The 21105-nt window shown below is 60.6% G+C and carries 14 protein-coding genes; 2 read left to right on the top strand and 12 right to left on the bottom strand.

What is annotated here, in order from left to right; genetic code table 11:
• Positions 1-14: 14 nt before the first annotated feature.
• The gene (locus KGA83_RS21440) at positions 15-917 is read right to left on the bottom strand and encodes a LysR family transcriptional regulator (RefSeq protein WP_115947405.1); all 903 of its coding nucleotides are present in this window, start codon (positions 915-917) and stop codon (positions 15-17) included.
• A 119-nt stretch (positions 918-1036) separates the two neighbouring features.
• On the opposite strand from KGA83_RS21440, the gene KGA83_RS21435 reads away from it, so the two are divergent.
• Positions 1037-2311, top strand: coding sequence for an MFS transporter (locus KGA83_RS21435; RefSeq protein WP_223530819.1), 1275 nt, complete (start codon positions 1037-1039; stop codon positions 2309-2311).
• Positions 2312-2466: 155 nt separating this feature from the next.
• Here the strand turns inward: KGA83_RS21435 and hemE are convergent, their stop codons facing one another.
• From hemE to KGA83_RS21380, 11 genes are all read right to left on the bottom strand, one after another.
• Entirely contained in the window at positions 2467-3534 is a 1068-nt protein-coding gene (hemE, locus tag KGA83_RS21430) for a uroporphyrinogen decarboxylase (RefSeq protein WP_223530817.1), read from the bottom strand.
• Between the two features lie 254 nt (positions 3535-3788).
• Positions 3789-5207 (bottom strand): FAD-dependent oxidoreductase, encoded by a 1419-nt coding sequence (locus KGA83_RS21425; RefSeq protein ID WP_108216250.1) that lies wholly within the window; start codon positions 5205-5207, stop codon positions 3789-3791.
• A 32-nt stretch (positions 5208-5239) separates the two neighbouring features.
• Complete coding sequence (gene gltB / locus KGA83_RS21420) at positions 5240-9685, bottom strand: glutamate synthase large subunit (protein WP_223530815.1); 4446 nt, start codon at positions 9683-9685, stop codon at positions 5240-5242.
• 349 nt (positions 9686-10034) lie between these two features.
• Complete coding sequence (locus KGA83_RS21415; protein WP_223530813.1) at positions 10035-11624, bottom strand: AAA family ATPase; 1590 nt, start codon at positions 11622-11624, stop codon at positions 10035-10037.
• Between the two features lie 10 nt (positions 11625-11634).
• The gene (gene aroB, locus KGA83_RS21410; RefSeq protein WP_223530811.1) at positions 11635-12735 is read right to left on the bottom strand and encodes a 3-dehydroquinate synthase; all 1101 of its coding nucleotides are present in this window, start codon (positions 12733-12735) and stop codon (positions 11635-11637) included.
• Positions 12736-12885: 150 nt separating this feature from the next.
• Positions 12886-13404: a shikimate kinase AroK gene (gene aroK, locus KGA83_RS21405; RefSeq protein ID WP_015093141.1), complete on the bottom strand. Its 519-nt coding sequence runs from the start codon at positions 13402-13404 to the stop codon at positions 12886-12888.
• A gap of 4 nt (positions 13405-13408) precedes the next feature.
• Positions 13409-15481, bottom strand: coding sequence for a type IV pilus secretin PilQ (pilQ, locus tag KGA83_RS21400; protein ID WP_223530809.1), 2073 nt, complete (start codon positions 15479-15481; stop codon positions 13409-13411).
• A 13-nt stretch (positions 15482-15494) separates the two neighbouring features.
• On the bottom strand, positions 15495-16022 hold the full coding sequence (locus tag KGA83_RS21395) for a pilus assembly protein PilP (protein ID WP_108216245.1): 528 nt from the start codon (positions 16020-16022) through the stop codon (positions 15495-15497).
• A complete protein-coding gene (locus tag KGA83_RS21390) occupies positions 16019-16642 on the bottom strand; it encodes a type 4a pilus biogenesis protein PilO (RefSeq protein ID WP_108216244.1) in 624 nt (207 codons plus the stop codon). Before KGA83_RS21390 ends, KGA83_RS21395 begins: the two co-directional genes overlap by 4 nt.
• The gene (locus KGA83_RS21385) at positions 16639-17205 is read right to left on the bottom strand and encodes a PilN domain-containing protein (protein ID WP_108216243.1); all 567 of its coding nucleotides are present in this window, start codon (positions 17203-17205) and stop codon (positions 16639-16641) included. Before KGA83_RS21385 ends, KGA83_RS21390 begins: the two co-directional genes overlap by 4 nt.
• On the bottom strand, positions 17205-18269 hold the full coding sequence (locus tag KGA83_RS21380) for a pilus assembly protein PilM (RefSeq protein ID WP_223530808.1): 1065 nt from the start codon (positions 18267-18269) through the stop codon (positions 17205-17207). Before KGA83_RS21380 ends, KGA83_RS21385 begins: the two co-directional genes overlap by 1 nt.
• A gap of 219 nt (positions 18270-18488) precedes the next feature.
• On the opposite strand from KGA83_RS21380, the gene KGA83_RS21375 reads away from it, so the two are divergent.
• A complete protein-coding gene (locus KGA83_RS21375) occupies positions 18489-20930 on the top strand; it encodes a penicillin-binding protein 1A (RefSeq protein WP_371920745.1) in 2442 nt (813 codons plus the stop codon).
• The last annotated feature ends 175 nt before the right edge of the window (positions 20931-21105 follow it).

The raw sequence follows: 21105 nt of genomic DNA, 5'->3' as shown, positions 1-21105 counted from the left end.
TTGTGTTCATACCGTCACTGCTTCAGCGGTTCAACTCTGCGCGTCAGCAGTTCAACAAACGCCTTGGCCATCGCCGACTTCTGGTCCTTACGCTGCACCAACCACACCGCCGATACCGCCGCCGGATCGAGCAGCGGGCGGTAGACCACACCGTCAATACGCATCCGCTGATAAGACGCCGGCAGCACCGACACGCCCAGCCCCGCCGCTACCAGCCCGATGATGGTCATCGCCTCTCCGGCCTCCTGGGCGAAGTGTGGGCTGAAGCCGGAGTCCCGGGCCAGGCTGAGCAACTGCGCATACAGGCCACTGCCGTAGCTACGCGGAAAAAACACAAAGGGCTCAAGCGCCAGGGCTGACAGGAACAAGCCCTCCTCGCTGCCCTCTACCAACGGGTGCTTGGAGCTGAGCACCGCGACCAGCGGCTCGCGCATCAATTCGACCACGCTGAGGCAGTCCGGCAGCCCGAGCGGGCGCATGATGCCGACTTCAATCGACTCGTCCACCAGCGCATCAGCCACCTGGGTGCTGCTCATCTCCCGCAGGTTCAGATGCACCGCCGGGAAGCGCTGGCGGAAAGAGAAAATCGCCTGGGGAATGGTCGAGTTGAAGGGGGCCGACGAGGTGAAGCCGATTTTCAGCTCACCCAACTCACCCAGTTGCGCCCGTCGCGCGACATCCGCCGCTTTGTCGACCTGCGCCAGCACCAACCGTGCCTCTTGCAGAAACAGCCGACCGGCCTCGCTCAGCTCGACCCGACGATTGGTACGCTCGAACAGTCGTGCGCCGACTTCCTGTTCCAGCGCCTGAATTTGCTGGCTCAGCGGTGGCTGGGAGATGCCCAGCACCTGTGCGGCGCGGCCGAAGTGCAGTTCTTCGGCGACGGCGATGAAGTAGCGCAGGTGACGCAATTCCATGGAAAACCCCATTAGGTCGTAAAAGCTATCAAACAGGTCGAACAATATATTGGATTGAATCATTAGCCAGCTATATGCTTTTTTCATTGCCCGACCGGCTGCGTCCTCCGAGGTCCAACGTGAAAACTGCTGTCGCCCCACTCGCCCATGAAGTTCCTCCCGCAGCAGCGGACGCTATCGCCGCTGAGCGGGCGGAGATCTACATCGAAAAAGGCACCCCGGCGTTCATGCGCACGGTGCTGGCGTTGTTCTGCGGCGGCTTCGCGACTTTCGCCCTGCTCTACTGCGTGCAGCCGATGATGCCGCTGCTGTCCCACGAATATTCCATCAACGCGGCGCAGAGCAGCCTGATCCTGTCGATCGCCACCGGCATGCTCGCCATCGGCCTGCTGATTACCGGCCCGATCTCCGACCGGGTCGGACGCAAACAGGTAATGGTGGCCGCACTGTTCGCCGCCGCGCTGTGCACCATGGCCAGTGCGATGATGCCGAGCTGGCACGGTGTGCTGCTGATGCGTGCGCTGATTGGATTGTCGTTGAGCGGTCTGGCTGCGGTTGCGATGACTTACTTGAGCGAAGAGATCCACCCACAGCACATCGGCCTCGCCATGGGCTTGTACATCGCTGGCAACGCGATTGGCGGGATGAGCGGACGCTTGATCACCGGGGTATTGATCGACTTCGTCAGCTGGCACACGGCGATGCTGGTGATCGGTGGCCTGGCGGTGATTGCCGCGGCGGTGTTCTGGAAAATCCTCCCGAAATCGCGCAACTTCCGCGCCCGCTCGCTGCATCCGCGCAGCTTGCTCGACGGTTTCACCATGCACTTTCGCGACGCCGGCCTGCCGCTGCTGTTTCTTGAAGCCTTTGTGTTGATGGGCGCGTTCGTCACGCTGTTCAACTACATCGGCTATCGCCTGCTGGCCGCGCCGTACCACATGGAACAGACCTTTGTCGGGTTGTTGTCGGTGGTGTACCTGTCGGGCATCTACAGCTCAGCGAAAATCGGCTCGCTGGCCGACAAACTCGGCCGCCGCAAAATGCTCTGGAGCACCATCGCGCTGATGATCGCTGGTCTCGCCCTGACGATGTTCACGCCCTTGCCGCTGGTGATCATTGGCATGCTGATCTTTACCTTCGGCTTCTTTGGCGCCCACTCGGTGGCCAGCAGCTGGATCGGCCGCCGCGCCACCAGGGCCAAGGGGCAGGCATCGTCGCTGTACCTGTTCAGCTATTACGCCGGTGGGAGCATCGCCGGAACGGCAGGCGGCGTGTTCTGGCACCTAGGCGGCTGGAGCGGGATCGGGTTGTTCATCGGCACGCTGCTGGTGATTGCGCTGTTTGTGGCGTTGAAACTGGCGAAGTTGCCGCCATTGGACGACCACCCCCTGTAGGAGCGAGCTTGCTCGCGATGGACGCAAGAGTGCCGTGTTTAGCCAGTAAATACGCGTTATCGTTAACGACCATCGCGAGCAAGCTCGCTCCTACAGAAGATTACCGAGATACAAAAACGCCCGGCATAAGCCGGGCGTTTTTTATTGGGTGCCGATCACTCGTGATACTGCGCCGACAGCTCATGTACCGCACGCAGGAACGCGCCGGCGTGCTCCGGGTCGACTTCCGGCGTGATGCCATGGCCGAGGTTGAACACGTGGCCGCTGCCCTTGCCGTAGCTGGCCAGAATACGCCCGACTTCTGCGCGGATGGCTTCCGGTTTGGCGTAGAGCACGGTCGGGTCCATGTTGCCTTGCAGGGCAACCTTGTCGCCAACACGGGCGCGGGCGCTGCCAATATCGCAGGTCCAGTCCAGGCCCAGCGCATCTGCGCCAGCCTCGGCAATGCTTTCCAGCCACAGGCCGCCGTTCTTGGTGAACAGGATGACCGGCACCTTGCGGCCTTCGTGCTCACGGATCAGGCCGCTGACGATTTTGCGCATGTAGGCCAGGGAGAATTCCTGGTACGCCGCCGCCGACAGGTTGCCGCCCCAGGTGTCGAAGATCTGCACGGCCTGTGCGCCGGCCATGATCTGGCCATTGAGGTAGCTGGTGACCGACTGCGCGAGTTTATCGAGCAGCAGGTGCATGGCTTGCGGGTTGTCGTAGAGCATGGCCTTGGTCTTGCGGAAGTCTTTCGACGAGCCGCCTTCGACCATGTAGGTCGCCAGGGTCCACGGGCTGCCGGAGAAACCGATCAACGGCACACGGCCGTTCAGTTCGCGGCGGATGGTGCTGACCGCGTCCATCACGTAGCCCAGGTCTTTCTGCGGGTCAGGAATCGGCAGGGCTTCGATGTCGGCCAGGGTGCTGATGACTTTCTTGAAGCGCGGACCTTCACCGGTTTCGAAGTACAAGCCCTGCCCCATGGCATCGGGGATGGTCAGGATGTCGGAGAAGAGGATCGCCGCATCCAGCTGTGGATAACGGTCGAGCGGCTGCATCGTGACTTCGCAAGCGAACGCCGGGTTCATGCACAGGCTCATGAAGTCGCCGGCTTTGCCACGGCTGGCGCGGTATTCAGGCAGGTAGCGACCGGCCTGACGCATCATCCACACAGGGGTGACGTCTACGGGTTGCTTGAGCAGGGCGCGCAGGAAACGGTCGTTCTTCAGGGCAGTCATGTCGGCATCCGGAAAAAAAGTGAGGGCATTTTCTCAGAGCCGGGCGCAAAAGGCACGGCAAGAGCGGAGGCTTTTGTCTTTCGGGTCAATTTGTCGCAATGAAATACAGAGTTTAGCAACACCGCGAAACAACTGTGGGAGCGGGCTTGCTCGCGAAGAGGCCGGCACAACCAACATTGAAGTTGGCTGACAGACCGCTTTCGCGAGCAGGCTCGCTCCCACAGGGTTACTGCATTTCAAGTCTGGATCGAGGCTCAGACGCCCAGGTAATCCAGGATCCCTTCCGCGGCATTACGGCCTTCGAAGATCGCCGTCACCACCAGGTCGGAACCGCGCACCATGTCGCCACCAGCAAAGATTTTCGGATTGCTGGTCTGATGCTTGTACTGACCTTGCTCAGGCGCCACTACACGGCCCTGGCTGTCGGTCTGGATCTCGAACTGCTCGAACCACGGCGCCGGGCTTGGACGGAAACCGAAGGCGATGACCACGGCGTCGGCCGGGATGATCTCTTCGGAACCCGGGATCGGTTCGGGGCTGCGACGGCCACGGGCGTCCGGTTCGCCGAGACGGGTCTCGACCACCTTCACACCTTCGACCTTGTCTTCACCAACGATGGCGATCGGCTGGCGGTTGTAGAGGAATTTCACGCCTTCTTCCTTGGCGTTCTTCACCTCTTTGCGCGAGCCCGGCATGTTCGCTTCGTCACGACGATAGGCGCAGGTCACCGACTTGGCGCCCTGGCGGATCGACGTACGGTTGCAGTCCATCGCCGTGTCGCCACCACCGAGTACCACGACCTTCTTGCCTTTCATGTCGACGAAATCTTCCGGCGACTTTTCAAAGCCCAGGTTGCGGTTGACGTTGGCGATCAGGAAGTCGAGCGCGTCGTACACGCCTGGCAGGTCTTCCCCGGCAAAGCCGCCCTTCATGTAGGTGTAGGTGCCCATGCCCATGAAGACCGCATCGTATTCTTCGAGCAGTTGCTCCATGGTCACGTCCGTGCCTACCTCGGTGTTGAGGCGGAACTCGATACCCATGCCGGTGAAGACTTCGCGACGATTGCTCAACACGGTCTTTTCCAGCTTGAACTCGGGGATGCCGAAGGTCAGCAGACCGCCGATTTCCGGGTTCTTGTCGAACACCACCGGGGTCACGCCGCCGCGCACCAGTACGTCGGCACAGCCCAGGCCTGCAGGCCCGGCACCGATGATCGCAACACGCTTGCCGGTCGGCTTGACCTTGGACATGTCCGGGCGCCAACCCATGGCGAATGCGGTGTCGGTGATGTACTTCTCCACCGAACCGATGGTCACCGCGCCGAAGCCGTCGTTGAGGGTGCAGGCACCCTCGCACAGACGATCCTGCGGGCACACCCGGCCGCAGACTTCCGGCAGGGTGTTGGTCTGGTGCGACAGTTCGGCGGCCTGGAGGATGTTGCCCTCGGCCACCAGTTTCAGCCAGTTGGGAATGAAGTTGTGCACCGGGCACTTCCATTCGCAATACGGGTTACCGCAACCCAGGCAGCGGTGGGCCTGGTCGGCCGACTGCTGGGGTTTGAAGGGTTCGTAGATTTCCACGAACTCTTTCTTGCGTTGACGCAACAGTTTCTTCTTCGGATCCTTGCGCCCGACCTCGATGAACTGGAAGTCATTATTCAGACGTTCAGCCATTTTAAAACCTCATCAAACTCTTCAGGCGCATATCACTGCGGGTTGGCACGGGTGCTGGAAAGCAACGATTTCAGGTTGGCAGCCTTGGGCTTGACCAGCCAGAAACGGCGCAAGTAGTCATCGAGGTTTTCGGCGAGTTCACGCCCCCACTCGCTGTCGGTTTCCTCGACGTACTCGTTCAGCACGTTTTGCAGGTGGCTGCGATAGGCTTCCATCGCCTCGCCGCTGATCCGCTGAATTTCCACCAGTTCGTGGTTGACCCGGTCAACGAAGCTGTTGTCCTGGTCGAGCACGTAGGCGAAACCGCCGGTCATGCCAGAGCCGAAGTTGTAACCGGTCTTGCCCAATACGCAGACGAAACCACCAGTCATGTACTCGCAGCAGTGATCGCCAGTGCCTTCCACCACAGTGTGGGCACCAGAGTTACGCACGGCAAAACGCTCGCCCGCGGTGCCGGCGGCGAACAGCTTGCCGCCAGTGGCGCCATACAGGCAGGTGTTGCCGATGATGGCACTGTCCTGAGTGCGGTAGACGCTGCCTTTGGGCGGTACGATCACCAGCTTGCCGCCGGTCATGCCCTTGCCGACGTAGTCGTTGGCGTCGCCTTCCAGGTACATGTTCAGGCCGCCAGCGTTCCACACGCCGAAACTCTGCCCGGCCGTGCCTTTGAAGCGGAACGTGATAGGCGAATTGGCCATGCCCTGGTTGCCATGCTTGCGCGCGATTTCACCGGAGATCCGTGCACCGATGGAACGGTCGCAGTTGCAGATGTCCAGGGCGAACTCGGCGCCGCTCAGGTCGTTGATGGCCGAGGTGGCCATAGTGACCATTTTCTCAGCCAGCAAGCCCTTGTCGAACGGCGGGTTGCGCTCCACGCCACAGAACTGCGGCTTGTCTGCCGGCACGTGGTCGCTGCCCAGCAACGGGGTGAGGTCCAGGTGGTGCTGCTTGGCGGTCTGACCTTCGAGGACTTCCAGCAGATCGGTACGGCCGATCAGCTCTTCGAGGGAGCGCACGCCCAGCTTGGCCAGCCACTCACGGGTTTCTTCGGCGACATAGGTGAAGAAATTCACCACCATGTCGACGGTACCGATGTAGTGATCCTTGCGCAGCTTCTCGTTCTGAGTCGCGACGCCGGTGGCGCAGTTGTTCAGGTGGCAGATGCGCAGGTATTTGCAGCCCAGGGCGATCATTGGCGCGGTGCCGAAGCCGAAGCTTTCAGCGCCGAGGATCGCCGCCTTGATCACGTCGAGGCCGGTTTTCAGGCCGCCGTCGGTCTGTACCCGGACTTTGCCGCGCAGGTCGTTGCCACGCAGGGTCTGGTGGGTTTCGGCCAAGCCGAGTTCCCACGGAGCGCCCGCGTATTTGATCGAGGTCAGCGGCGATGCACCGGTACCGCCGTCGTAGCCGGAGATGGTGATCAAGTCCGCGTAGGCCTTGGCCACACCGGCGGCGATGGTGCCGACGCCAGCTTCTGCCACCAGCTTCACCGAGACCAGTGCCTTCGGGTTGACTTGTTTCAGGTCGAAAATCAGCTGCGACAAGTCTTCGATCGAATAGATGTCGTGGTGCGGCGGTGGCGAAATCAGGGTTACGCCCGGCACTGCGTAACGCAGCTTGGCGATCAGACCGTTGACCTTGCCGCCTGGCAACTGACCACCTTCGCCTGGCTTGGCGCCTTGGGCGACCTTGATCTGCAGCACTTCGGCGTTGACCAGGTATTCCGGGGTCACACCGAAACGGCCAGTGGCAACCTGCTTGATTTTCGAGCTCTTGATGGTGCCGTAGCGCGCAGGGTCTTCGCCGCCTTCGCCAGAGTTGGAACGCGCACCGAGGCGGTTCATGGCTTCGGCCAGGGCTTCGTGAGCTTCCGGCGACAGGGCGCCCAGCGAGATGCCGGCGGAGTCGAAGCGCTTGAGCACCGATTCCAGCGGCTCGATTTCACTCATATCCAATGGAGTGTCGAGGGTTTTGACTTTCAGCAGGTCGCGGATCATCGACACCGGGCGGTTGTCCACCAGCGACGTGTATTCCTTGAACTTGCTGTAGTCGCCCTGCTGCACAGCGGCCTGCAGGGTGTTGACCACGTCCGGGTTGTAGGCGTGATATTCGCCACCGTGGACGAACTTCAGCAAACCGCCTTGCTGGATCGGCTTGCGCGGGCTCCAGGCTTCGGTGGCCAGGGCTTTCTGCTCGGCTTCGATGTCGACGAAACGCGCGCCCTTGATGCGGCTCGGCACGCCACGGAAGCTCAGGTTGCAGACTTCCTCGGACAGGCCGATGGCCTCGAACAACTGCGCACCGCGGTACGAAGTGATGGTCGAGATGCCCATCTTCGACAGGATCTTGAGCAGGCCTTTGGTGATGCCTTTACGGTAGTTCTTGAACACCTCATAGAGGTCACCCAGCACTTCGCCGGTACGGATCAGGTCGCCGAGCACTTCGTAGGCCAGGAACGGATAAACGGCAGAGGCGCCGAAACCGATCAACACGGCGAAGTGATGCGGATCGCGGGCGGTGGCGGTTTCCACCAGGATGTTGGAGTCGCAACGCAGGCCCTTTTCGGTCAGGCGGTGGTGCACCGCGCCGGTCGCCAGGGACGCGTGGATCGGCAACTTGCCCGGGGCAATGTGACGGTCACTCAGAACGACCTGGGTACGACCGGAGCGCACGGCTTCTTCAGCCTGATCGGCAACATTGCGGATCGCAGCTTCCAGGCCGACGCTTTCGTCGTAGTTGAGGTCGATGATCGCGCGCTCGAAGCCCGGACGATCGAGGTTCATCAGCGAGCGCCACTTGGCCGGGGAAATGACCGGCGAGCTGAGGATCACGCGCGAAGCGTGTTCCGGCGACTCCTGGAAAATGTTGCGCTCGGCACCGAGGCAGATTTCCAGCGACATGACGATGGCCTCACGCAGCGGGTCGATCGGCGGGTTGGTGACCTGCGCGAACTGCTGGCGGAAATAGTCGTACGGCGTGCGCACGCGCTGGGACAGCACGGCCATCGGCGTATCGTCGCCCATCGAGCCCACGGCTTCGTAGCCCTGTTCGCCGAGCGGACGCAGCACCTGGTCGCGCTCTTCGAACGTGACCTGGTACATCTTCATGTATTGCTTGAGCTGATCGACGTCGTAGAACGCCGAACCGTGGTCGTTGTCTTCCATGGTCGCCTGGATGCGCAGGGCATTCTTGCGCAGCCATTGCTTGTACGGATGACGGGACTTCAAACGGTTGTCGATCGCATCGGTGTCGAGGATCTGACCGGTTTCGGTGTCCACGGCAAAGATCTGGCCCGGACCCACACGGCCCTTGGCGATCACGTCTTCAGGCTGGTAGTTCCAGACACCGATTTCCGAGGCCAGGGTGATGAAGCCGTTCTTGGTGGTGACCCAACGCGCCGGACGCAGACCGTTACGGTCGAGCAGGCACACCGCGTAACGACCGTCGGTCATTACCACGCCGGCCGGGCCGTCCCACGGTTCCATGTGCATCGAGTTGTATTCGTAGAACGCACGCAGATCCGGGTCCATGGTCTCGACGTTCTGCCACGCAGGCGGAATGATCATCCGCACGCCACGGAACAGGTCGATGCCACCGGTGACCATCAGCTCGAGCATGTTGTCCATGCTCGAGGAGTCGGAACCGACGCGGTTGACCAGCGGGCCGAGTTCTTCCAGGTCCATCAGATCGTTGCTGAACTTGGTGCGACGGGCCACGGCCCAGTTGCGGTTGCCGGTGATGGTGTTGATCTCGCCGTTGTGCGCCAGGAAGCGGAACGGTTGGGCCAGCGGCCATTTCGGCAGGGTGTTGGTGGAGAAGCGCTGGTGGAACACGCAGATCGAGGTTTGCAGGCGCTTGTCGCTGAGGTCTGGATAGAAGGCGGTCAAGTCCGCCGGCATCATCAGGCCTTTGTAAATGATGGTCTTGTGCGAAAAGCTGCAGACGTAGTGGTCGGTGTCAGCGGCGTTGGCCACGGACGAGCGACGACGGGAGGTGAACAGCTTGACGGCCATGTCCTGATCGCTCAGGCCTTCACCGCCGATGAACACTTGCTCGATCTGCGGCAGGCGCTCAAGCGCCAGGCGGCCGAGGACGCTGGTGTCGATCGGCACTTTGCGCCAGCCGACCAACTGCAAGCCGGCGGCCAGGATCTCACGGTTCATGTTCTCGCGAGCGGCTTGGGCTTTGACCGGGTCCTGGTTGAAGAAAACCATGCCCACGGCGTATTGCTTGGGCATTTCGACGCCGAAGGTTTCCTGGGCGATGGCTCGCAGGAACACGTCCGGCTTTTGAATCAGCAGACCGCAACCGTCACCGGTCTTGCCGTCGGCATTAATCCCACCGCGGTGGGTCATGCAGGTCAGGGCCTCGATGGCCGTTTGCAAAAGGGTATGACTGGGCTCGCCCTGCATATGAGCAATCAGGCCGAAACCGCAGTTATCCTTGAATTCATCTGGTTGGTACAGACCTGCTTTCATAGACACTTTCTCACCAGGCTGCCTCTGATCGAGGCAAATTTCTTTTCAATTCAACCACTTGCCATCCGCGCCGAACGCACGCCAGCTTTGCGGGGCAAAAGGGAGGTCATTGTACACACCGACACTTGGCCTCACAAATTTGACGACGAAATGTCGCAAATCTATGTCGCATTTGTGAAAGGTTTAAAGCGATCTGCTGTGCTAGTCAAAACTTTTTTTAATTTTGACCGCTACGACTCAAAAGCTACTATGACGCAGACACCACAAGGCACGCAGCCCGGAAGGCGGCGCGCACTTGTAGAAATTTTGAGGTGCTTGGAGAGGCGGCCTGGGTAAGGCCGCCGAATCTTCAGCGAGTTGTTGCCAGTTCCTGTTGGACGCTGGCGACAGTGCGAGGCCAAGGTTTACCAGCCTGAACCTTCGCTGGCAAGGCCTTGATGGCGGAAACAGCTGCATCACGATTGGCAAAGTTGCCGTAGGTGATCACGTAGAGCGGCTTGCCGTTGAGGACTTTCTTGAAGTAACGGTACTCGCCGCCCTGCTCCTTGACGAAGCTTTGCGCGCTCGCTTCGGAGCTGGTGCCGAGGATCTGTACCACGTAGTTGCCCGGTGCTTGCCCTGCGTACCAGGTGCCGCCAGCCGCCTTGGCCGCCGGAGCCGGTTTCTCGGCAGGCTTGGCTGCAGCAGCAACGGCTGGCTTGGCTGGCGCTGGAGCAGGCTTGGCCACTGGAGCAGGCGCAGGCTTGGCGGTGGCGACCTGAGTCGGCGTAGGGGCAGGCTTGGCGGCTGGCGTCGGCGCAGGGCCGGCAGGAACGCCCACAGGCGGTGCGGTTGTGGTCACCGTCGGCGGTGTGGCGCTGGAACCTTCGACCGGCACGCCGTCGTCGCCCTCGGTAATGCCACCCGCGGCTTCAGCCAGCGGACCGCGCATGACCGGCTGCGAATTGCCGACCAACGGCAATGGCATCGGCTGCGTGTTGCCGGCGAATTCGACGGCCGGAGCACCACCATTCGCTGTTGGCTGACCCTGGCCAAGCGGCAGTTGCGCCTGTTCGTTGGCCGGTGCACCCGTGGTCGGTGCCTTGTTGCGACCCGGCATCAACCAGGCGGCAGCTACCGCGACCACGACCACGGCGGAAATCGCCAATACGTGTTTCTTCGGCATATTGAACCCCATTTTTGGACGCTTGACCGCTGAGCGGCTGGCGATCATGGCTTCGATCATTGCATCGCGGGCGACCTGATTGATGCTGCCAGGCCAGCCTTCGGAGCTTTCGTGAATATCAGAGATCTGATCTGCGGTGAAAAGTTCGATACCGCGACCAGCGCCTTCAAGCCGCTGCTCCAGGTATTCGCGGGTTTCTTCCTCGGTGTAGGGTTGCAGCTCGATGACATGGAAACGTTCTTCCTCGAGATGCAAAGCCTCAAGCTGAGCAATCAGCGAGGTTTCACCGAACAGGAACACATGCGGGCGGCCCTCAGGCGCGCCGGCAGCGAGGATCATCAGCGCCTCAAGGGCGGACTCGTCGAGTTGTTCGGCGTCATCGACCAGCAGATAGACTTCCTGCCCGGTCAGTGCAAGCTGTACCACCTGGGCCAGAATAGCGTCCGCATCAGCCCGGGCAACGTTCAGCGCCTGGGCCACCTGACGCAACACTCCGGCCGCATCGCCGGCGCCACGGGCGGACACCACCAGACTTTGTACCGATTGCTTGTTGGTGCTGGCGACCAGGGCCTGACGCAACAGGGTCTTGCCACTGCCCTCGGGGCCGGTGACCACCAGCAGCAACTGGCTATAACGCGCCAGGTGATGCAGTTGTCCCAGCACGGGTTTGCGCTGGGCCGGGAAAAATTTGAAGCCAGGCACCCGAGGAGCAAAAGGGTCATGACTCAACTGGTAATGGCCGAGGAAAGCCTCGTCGGCATGCAAACTAGTCATTGTGTTCTTATTAACCTTTAAGCTGGGCCAGGGCGCGGTAGTCTGCCCCCAGCGTGGCCTGTAGAACCTCTTTCGGATAATCGTCGGTCACCACCGCTTCACCCATGTGGCGCAGCAGCACCAGGCGCAAACGACCGTCGATCACTTTTTTATCAATGGACATGTGTTCGAGGAAATCGGCTTCTGTCATCTCTTCCGGCGGTACGACCGGCAGCCCCGCACGCTGGAACAGGCGAATGCCGCGATCGCGCTCTTGCTCGCTGATCCAGCCCAGTCGCGCAGACATTTCCAGCGCCATTACGGTGCCAGCAGCCACTGCTTCACCATGAAGCCATACACCATAGCCCATGTGGGTTTCGATGGCGTGGCCAAAAGTGTGGCCCAGGTTCAACGTGGCACGAACACCGGTCTCTTTCTCATCGGCACCGACCACCGCTGCCTTGGCCGCGCAGGAGCGCTCGATGGCATAAGTCAGGGCTTGTTGATCCAGATTGCGCAGACGGTCGACGTTGTCTTCGAGCCAGGTCAGGAACGGCTCATCACAGATCAGCCCGTACTTGATGACTTCGGCCAATCCGGCGGACAGCTCGCGCGCCGGCAGGGAATTGAGGCTGGCGGTATCGATCAGCACCACGTTCGGCTGATAGAAGGCGCCGACCATGTTCTTGCCCAGCGGATGGTTGATCCCGGTCTTGCCACCCACCGAAGAGTCGACCTGAGACAGCAGCGTGGTCGGAACCTGGATGAAATCGACGCCGCGCTGGTAGCAGGCGGCGGCAAAGCCGGCCATGTCACCGATCACACCGCCACCGAGGGCGATCACTGTCGTGCGGCGGTCATGCCGGGCAGTCAGCAGGCCGTCGAAAATAAGTTGCAGGGTTTCCCAGGTCTTGAAGGCTTCGCCGTCGGGCAGCACCACGGAAATCACCGAGAACTGCGCCAGGCTGCGTGTCAGACGCTCGAGATAGAGCGGCGCAACAGTCTCGTTGGTAATGATCGCTACTTGCCGTCCGCGAATGTGCGGGGCCAGCAGCTCAGGCTGATCCAACAAACCTTCGCCAATATGAATCGGGTAGCTGCGCTCGCCTAGATCGACCTTGAGTGTCTGCATGTGTCCCCACAGTGAAGATGAATCAGGCATCCTGCCCTGAGTTTACGAATATCCACGGCCTCTGCTGGTGTGACGCCGTTCGGTGGCCATCCGCCACAACCTTGAGCGGTCATGGCGCGACGTCGAGGATAGCGCATTTCGCGCGGCGCTTTAACGGGGTGGCAACTGCTGCAAGCGCTCTAGAATGTCGAGTACGACCATTCGTGGCGGGCGCTCATCGGTTTCGACCACCAGGTCGGCAATTTCCCGATAAAGCGGATCGCGGATCGCCAGCAGATCCCGAAGGGTCTTGGCCGGATCGGCAGTACGCAATAATGGCCGATTGCGGTCGCGGGCCGTACGGCCGACCTGCTGCTCGACCGACGCATGCAGATAAACCACCCGCCCACCGGCATGCAGTGCCCGGCGATTGGCTTCGCGCATGACCGCGCCCCCGCCTGTCGCCAGCACCACACCGTCGTAATCGCACAGCTCGGCAATCATTGCCTGCTCGCGATCACGAAAGCCCGGTTCGCCTTCTTTATCGAAGATCCAAGGGATATTGGCGCCCGTGCGCAATTCAATTTCCTTATCGGAATCTTTGAATGGCAGGCGCAGCTCTTTGGCCAGCAACCGGCCGATGGTGCTTTTTCCAGCACCCATCGGTCCAACAAGAATCAAATTTCGCACAGAATCAATGACTCACAGCAATCGCCTGGTTATTCATGATACGCGGAGTGAGGAATACCAACAGCTCGGATTTTTTCTCCGAAACCACATCACGCCGGAAAAGGCGGCCAAGATACGGCACATCGCCAAGAAATGGCACCTTATCTACGACCTTGCTCTGAGTATTTGAGAAAACACCGCCAATGACGATGGTCTCGCCATCGTTGACCAGGACCTTGGCGTTGACTTCGTTTTTCTTGATGGGCGGCACATCCTGGACCTTGTTCAGGAAGTCCGGTTCGTCCTTGGTCACCTTGACCTCCATGATGATCCGGTTGTCGGGCGTGATCTGCGGCGTCACCTCCAGCGACAGCGACGCCTCCTTGAACGACACCGAAGTCGCGCCACTGGAACTGGCTTCCTGATAGGGAATCTCGGTGCCTTTGAGGATTTTTGCGGTTTCCTTGTCGGACGTGACCACCTTGGGTTGCGAGACGATTTCCCCGTTGCCGGTTTTCTCCATGGCTGTCAGTTCCAGGTCCAGCAAGACGTTATCGGTGATGAACGCTATGCCGATGCCCGAGGTGTTATTGACCGTGCCCATGTCGACGAACGGTGAATTGGTGCCGGTACTGCCGGGCGTGCCAATGGTCGACGACCCGTTGAGTCCGTTGCTGACACCGGAGGTGTTCCAGTTGCCCTTGTTCTGTATCGAACCGCCCCAGCGCACCCCGAGGCTTTTGTCATAGTCGACGTTGGCTTCGACAATGCGCGCCTCGATCATGACCTGACGCACAGGGATATCCAGCTGCGTGACAATCCTGCGCAGCTCATCAAGCCGGTCCTGGGTCTGGTAGGCAATGATATTGTTGGTGCGCTCATCGACGGTGATCGACCCCCGTTCGTCGGGTTTCGCTTCAGCACTGGTCACCGACTGGAAGAGCTTGGCGATGTCCGCCGCCTTGGCGTAGTTGACCTGCAACAGCTCCCGACGCAATGGCGCCAGATCGGCAATCTGCTTCTGTGATTCCAGCTCCTGGCGCTCACGAGCAGCAATTTCATCGGCCGGCGCAACAAGTAGAACATTGCCGACCTTGCGCTTATCCAGCCCCTTGGTTTTCAGCACCAGATCCAGCGCCTGATCCCACGGCACGTTCTGCAAGCGCAAAGTGATGCCACCCTGCACCGTGTCGCTGGCCACCAGATTGAGGTTGGTGAAATCGGCTATCAGTTGCAGTACCGAACGTACATCGATGTCCTGGAAATTCAGCGAAAGCTTCTCGCCGCTGTAGGCCTGTTGCCCGGCATTGCGCTTTTGCAGGTCGTCGACCGTCGCCGGGCGAACGCTGACCGTGAGCTTGCTGTCAGTCTGATAGGTCGAGTAATCGAACCTGCCACCGGGCTCAATGCTGATGGTCGCTCGATCGCCGCTGGCGCTGGCATTGACGAACTGCACTGGCGTGGCGAAATCCTTCACATCCAGACGCACGCGCAACGGCTCAGGCAATCGGGTTTTGGCGAAGCCTACGATGATCTTGCCCTCGCGCTCTTGTATGTCGGGCGCCATCGATGGATCCGACAAGTCGATCACCACGTTGCCTTCACCCTGGGTTCCCCGCTGGAAATCCACACCGCGGATGGCCTTGCCTGCCGGCGCAGCGGCTCGTGCCGGAGCCGGCATTGCTGCTGTAGCCGCCGGCCTGGATGTCGACGGTTTGACACCCTGCCCGACTACTACCAGCAAATTGTTGCCTTCAATTCGCGATTCGTACGGCGCTGGCTGAGTCAGATTGATGATCAATCGCGTACGGTCCCGGGCTTCCACCACCGTAGCACTACGGGCATTTCCACTGCCGAGATCGCGAGCCTTGCTGGCCAGCTGACTGGCGACACCCGGCAAATCCAGGGCAATCCGGGCCGGCGACTCCGTCGTATAGCCGTGGGGCATCGGGGGTGGCGCATCGAACGACAACTTCAACTCGACACGGTCTCCCGGCAGCGCAGCGACATCCAGCGCCTTGAGATTGGCCGCTTGTACCATCGGCGACAACAACGCTATCCATAGCGAAAGGCCGAAGGTGGAGAAAATCCTGTTCATTATTGGAGTTCCACTATGAGTGCTCTTTCAAAGGAATGGTCCGGGGACGCTCCAGCCACGCGCCCTGACCATCAGGGACAATTTCAACCACTTCGACTTGCGAGCCACTGATCGCAACGATCCGTCCGTCGTTGCGCCCCAGGTAATCGCCGACTTTCAACCGATGGACCCCACCCGCCCCGCGCAGCAAGGCATAGGAGCCCTTTGCATTGGAAAGGGTGCCGACCATTTCAAACTGCTCGATGTTGAAACCTTCGAGGTATTGCTTGACCCGACCAGGGTCGGGCTTGACGTTAGGTGAACCCCGCCGCCGGGCCGCCAGATCAGTGCTGATCTGCGGTGAAAACGGGCTACGCAGATTCGCCGCGTTGTAAGTGAATGTCGGGTAAGACCGGAATACCGGCGTTGGTTCAATCCTGCCCGGCCCACGCAGGCGCATTTCGTTCATGTATGCATCCAGATCGTCGTAGTCATCGCCGGCACCACAACCGGACAGAGCAGACAGCACCACCACTACCGAAAAACACTGCGCCGGTCTCATTGATGCCGTCCCTTGTCGTTGTAGCGGTAGGTCTTGGCGAGGATGCTCAAGCGCAGTTTCGGACCACCCTGGGGGCTGACGGGGGCAAGGTCGAAATCGTGCAAGGTGACGATTCGCGGCAACCCGGCCACACCACTGACGAAGGTGGCCAGGTCGTGGTAATCCCCAGTGACCGTGATCTGGATCGGCAGTTCGATGTAGAACGGCCGGGCGACCTCCGGCAGCAGCTTGATCTCTTCGAACTCCAGGCCACTGCCCAGACCAGTACGAGTGATGTCTTCCAGCAAGCCGGGCACTTCGGTGTCGCCGGGCAATTGTCGCAGCAGTACGACGAAGGCGTTCTCCATCTCCTTCAGTTGCCGGGTGTAGAGATCCAGATTCGCCGCCTTGCGGGTTTTGTCGGCGAACTGCTCCTTGAGTGTCGACTCCTCCTCACGCTTGAGATCGAGCTGGCTCTCAAGGTCGCGAGTGGAAAAGTTGTAGCCCAGGGCCAGCACCAGAAGCATGAGCAACCCGGCCACCAGAATCTTGATCGGCGGCGGCCAGGAACCCATGTTGCTGGTATCCAGCTCATTGATGTCGATCTTGCGCAGCCCTTCGAACCATTCGGATGGACTCATTTGCCCTCCTCCGGCGTTGCGGGCTGAGTCTGACGAACGGTCAACTGGAAGACGTTGGCCTGCTCCACCTGGCCGGCAGCTGTAGCCTTGACTTCGGTCAGGTTCGGCGCATCGAACCAGTCTGATGCCTCGAGGTTGCGCATCAAGTCTGAAACACGATTGTTCGATTGCGCAGCGCCGGTGATGGACAAGGTCTTTGCGGTCATTTTCACTTCGGTGAAATACACGCCGTCGGGCAGTGCTCGCGCCAACTGGTCAAATATTCGCCCGCTGATTTGGCGATTGCCTTGCAGGTCCTGGATGATGCGCATGCGCTCGACCAGTTGCTGACGGCGCGCCTTGAGATCATCGATCTGTTTGATCCGTTCATCGACCACGGCGACTTGCTTGCCGATGTAGTCGTTACGGGCGACTTGCCGGTCGATGGCACCGCTGATGGCCTGGTTCGCGACCAGCACCGCGCCCATCGTGCCCACCATCACGGCCACCAGGATCAGCAGCAAGCGCTTGCGACGGGCTTCACGCCGCTCCTCGCGCCAGGGTAAAAGATTGATCCGTGCCATCAGTCGAAGCTCCTGAGGGCCAGACCACAGGCGATCATCAACGCCGGGGCATCACTCGCCAGAGCAGCACCATTGACCTTGCTGCCCAGCGTCATTTCGAAAAAAGGATTCGCAACCTGGGTCGGCGTGCCCAATTGCCGCTCGATCAATCGGTCCAGCCCCGGGATCGACGCGGTACCGCCGGCCAACAGGACATGGTCGACGGCGCTGTACTGGCCTGAGGCGAAGAAGAACTGCAACGAGCGCGACACCTGCTGCACCAGCGCCTCTCGAAATGGCTGCAAGACCTCACTGGCATAGTCATCCGGCAGGCCGCCCTTCTTTTGCGCCAGCCCCGCCTGCTCCAGCGTCAGGCCATAGCGACGCTGGATTGCCTCGGTCAATTGCCGACCGCCGAACAATTGTTCTCGGGTGTAGATAATCCGCCCGCTGTGCAGCACGCTCAGCGTGGTCATGGTGGCACCGATATCCACCACTGCGACCGTCAAACGCTCCCCGGAAACCGCAAGCCGACTGGCCAGCAACGCAAATGAGCGCTCCAGCGCGTAGGCCTCGACATCGACCACGCGGGCGGTCAGCCCCGCCAGGGCCAGGGCTGCCTCGCGAACTTCGACGTTTTCCTTGCGGCAAGCGGCGAGCAGCACGTTGACGCGCTCGGAGTTGCGCTCAGAGGTGCCCTGAACTTCAAAGTCGATCGCGACTTCATCCAGGGGATATGGAATGTATTGATCAGCCTCAATCTTCAGCTGGCTTTCCATCTCGTCCTCGGAAAGACCGGCCTCCATCTCGATGGTCTTGGTGATCACCGCAGAGCCCGCCATGGCCACGGCCACGTTCTTGAGGCCGGTTCTGGCCTTGATCAGCGCGCGGGCGAGGGCCAACCCCACGCCTTCGAGCTCGGCGATATTCTTTTCGATCACCGCGCCGACCGGCAACGGCTCGACCGCATAGGCCTCGACCCGGAAGCGCTCGCCCTGACGGCTCAACTCCAGAAGCTTCACCGAGGTGGAGCTGATATCGATTCCCAGCAGCGTATTGGATTTTTTGTTGAAGAGTCCTGGCACTACCAATTCCCTATGACTTTCCGTGAGTTACGGACTCTGCAATGTCAATTGCGTTCAATCCACCCGTCTTGACAGCAGCGCCAAGCACGCTCCCGAGCAGAAAAATGCTTATAATGCCCAGCGCTTTTTTTCCGCATTTGCTCAATGCGCGGGTCGTTCTCATTTAGCCTGAACCCTGTTGCCCAATTCATTTTTTGCCCTGGATATCCAAAAGCCTTGATTCGTCTGCTAAAGTTTTTCGGTTGGTCCATCGTCGCGGTTTTCTGCGGACTCCTTCTGGGTCTGAGCGGGGCGTACCTCTACCTTAGTCCCGGGCTGCCGTCCGTGGAGGCACTGAGAAGCATCCAGTTGCAGATCCCTTTGCGGGTCTACAGCAGCGATAACAAGTTGATCGCAGAATTCGGCGAAATGCGCCGTACACCGATCCGTTTCGCCGACATTCCCCCCAATTTCATCAATGCGTTACTAAGTGCTGAAGACGACAATTTCGCCAACCACTACGGCGTCGATCCGAGCAGCCTGATGCGTGCCGCGACCCAGTTGGTCAAAAGCGGACACATCCAGTCCGGCGGCAGCACGATCACCATGCAGGTGGCGAAGAACTTCTTCCTGAGCAGCGAACGCAGCTTCTCGCGCAAGACCACCGAGATCCTGCTGGCCCTGCAGATCGAACGACAGCTGACCAAGGACGAGATCCTCGAGCTGTACGTCAACAAAATCTATCTGGGTAACCGTGCGTACGGCATCGAGGCGGCAGCGCAGGTCTATTACGGCAAATCGATCCGTGATGTCAGCCTGGCGCAGATGGCGATGATTGCCGGTCTGCCCAAGGCACCGTCGCGCTTCAACCCGCTGGCCAACCCGGCGCGCAGCAAAGAGCGTCGCGACTGGATCCTGGGGCGTATGTACAAGCTCGGGAAAATCAGCGAGGCCGACTACACCGCTGCGATCAACGAGCCGCTGAACGCCAGCTATCACGTGCCGACCCCGGAAGTGAACGCCCCGTACATCGCCGAAATGGCCCGTGCCGAAATGGTTGGGCGTTATGGCAGCGACGCGTATACCGAAGGCTTCCGCGTCACCACCACGGTGCCGAGCAACCTCCAGGAACTGGCCAACACCGCGGTCCACGAAGGTCTGATGACCTACGATCAGCGCCACGGCTATCGCGGACCCGAGTCGCGGCTTCCGGGCAAGACTCGCGAAGCCTGGGCCACCGAGCTGACCAAACAACGCACCATCAGCGGCCTGGAACCGGCCATCGTGACCCTGGTCGACAAGAACGGCCTGCAAGTGCTGACCCGCACCGGCCAGGAACACGTGAGCTGGGACACCATGAAATGGGCCCGCCCGTTCCTCAATACCAACAGCATGGGCGCCAATCCGAAGCAGCCTTCGGACGTGGCTCAAGTGGGCGATCTGATTCGCGTGCAGCGTCAGCCGGACAATTCGCTGAAGTTCAGCCAGATCCCGCAGGCCCAGGGCGCGCTGGTGTCCCTGGACCCACAGAACGGCGCCATTCGTTCGCTGGTCGGCGGTTTCGCCTTCGAACAGAGCAACTACAATCGCGCACTGCAAGCCAAGCGCCAGCCGGGTTCGAGCTTCAAACCGTTCGTCTACGCCGCCGCACTGGATAGCGGCTACACCGCCTCCAGCCTGGTGAACGACGCACCGATCGTGTTCGTCGACGAGTACCTGGACAAGGTCTGGCGTCCGAAGAACGACACCAATACCTTCCTCGGCCCGATTCGCCTGCGTGAAGCGCTGTACAAGTCGCGCAACCTGGTATCGATCCGCTTGCTGCAGGCGATGGGCGTAGGCAAGACCATCGACTACATCACTCGCTTCGGCTTCAACAAACAGGACCTGCCACCCAACCTGTCCCTGGCGCTGGGCACCGCGACCCTGACGCCTATGGAAATCGCCACCGGCTGGAGCGCCTTCGCCAACGGCGGCTACAAGATCACCCCTTACATCATCGACAAGATCGAAAGCCGCAACGGCGACACACTGTTCGTCGCCAACCCACCAAGCGTGCCTCTGGGCGGCGCAGCCAGCGATGGCATTGCCGCGCCAACCGCCCCTCAAGCCTTCACAGTCAACGCAACGGTGGGCGAAACCCCAGGCACTACGTCGACGCCACAAGCACCCGCCGTGGCTGAACGCATCATTGACGGGCGCACCACGTACATCCTCAACAGCATGCTTGAGGACGTGATCAAGCTCGGCACCGGTCGCCGCGCACTGGCCCTGGGCCGCCCGGACATTGCCGGCAAGACCGGTACGACCAACGAATCCAAGGACGCCTGGTTCTCCGGTTACAACGCCGATTACGTGACGACCGTGTGGACCGGTTTCGATCAACCGGAAAGCCTGGGCCGCAAGGAATTCGGCGGCACCGTCGCGCTGCCGATCTGGATGAACTACATGGGCCCCGCGCTCAAAGGCAAACCGCCGCATACGCAGCCGGAACCGGAAGGCATCCTCAGCCTGCGAGTCGATCCGGTCAGTGGCCGCGCAGCCACCCCGGGCACGCCAGGGGCCTATTTCGAGCTGTTCAAGGCCGAAGATACGCCGCCGTCGATCAACGAGATCAGCAATGGCATGGCACCGGGCAGTCCGCTGCCGGCGGATGAAGCGGCGCCGATCGATTTGTTCTGATTCCGATCTGCCAAAAAGCCCCGCCTTCGAGAGAAGCGCGGGGCTTTTTTTGCCTGAAAGATCGCAGCCTGCGGCAGCTCCTACTGGGCGTACGCCGTTCCATGTAGGAGCTGCCGCAGGCTGCGATCTTTTCCGTTCTTCACAGGCACAAAAAAGCCCCGACTCTCACAAGCCG

This window comes from Pseudomonas sp. GL-R-19, from assembly GCF_019956375.1.
Classification (GTDB): Bacteria; Pseudomonadota; Gammaproteobacteria; order Pseudomonadales; family Pseudomonadaceae; genus Aquipseudomonas.
The sequence above is the reverse complement of the archived record's forward strand: the minus strand, read 5'-3'. Positions and strand labels throughout refer to the sequence as shown.

Bases quoted from the DNA above. Each gene is read 5' to 3' on its own strand.
- KGA83_RS21440 (WP_115947405.1), bottom strand. From the start codon at position 917: ATGGAATTGCGTCACCTGCGCTACTTCATCGCCGTCGCCGAAGAACTG.
- hemE (WP_223530817.1), bottom strand. From the start codon at position 3,534: ATGACTGCCCTGAAGAACGACCGTTTCCTGCGCGCCCTGCTCAAGCAA.
- KGA83_RS21425 (WP_108216250.1), bottom strand. From the start codon at position 5,207: ATGGCTGAACGTCTGAATAATGACTTCCAGTTCATCGAGGTCGGGCGC.
- gltB (WP_223530815.1), bottom strand. From the start codon at position 9,685: ATGAAAGCAGGTCTGTACCAACCAGATGAATTCAAGGATAACTGCGGT.
- KGA83_RS21415 (WP_223530813.1), bottom strand. From the start codon at position 11,624: ATGACTAGTTTGCATGCCGACGAGGCTTTCCTCGGCCATTACCAGTTG.
- aroB (WP_223530811.1), bottom strand. From the start codon at position 12,735: ATGCAGACACTCAAGGTCGATCTAGGCGAGCGCAGCTACCCGATTCAT.
- pilQ (WP_223530809.1), bottom strand. From the start codon at position 15,481: ATGAACAGGATTTTCTCCACCTTCGGCCTTTCGCTATGGATAGCGTTG.
- KGA83_RS21395 (WP_108216245.1), bottom strand. From the start codon at position 16,022: ATGAGACCGGCGCAGTGTTTTTCGGTAGTGGTGGTGCTGTCTGCTCTG.
- KGA83_RS21390 (WP_108216244.1), bottom strand. From the start codon at position 16,642: ATGAGTCCATCCGAATGGTTCGAAGGGCTGCGCAAGATCGACATCAAT.
- KGA83_RS21385 (WP_108216243.1), bottom strand. From the start codon at position 17,205: ATGGCACGGATCAATCTTTTACCCTGGCGCGAGGAGCGGCGTGAAGCC.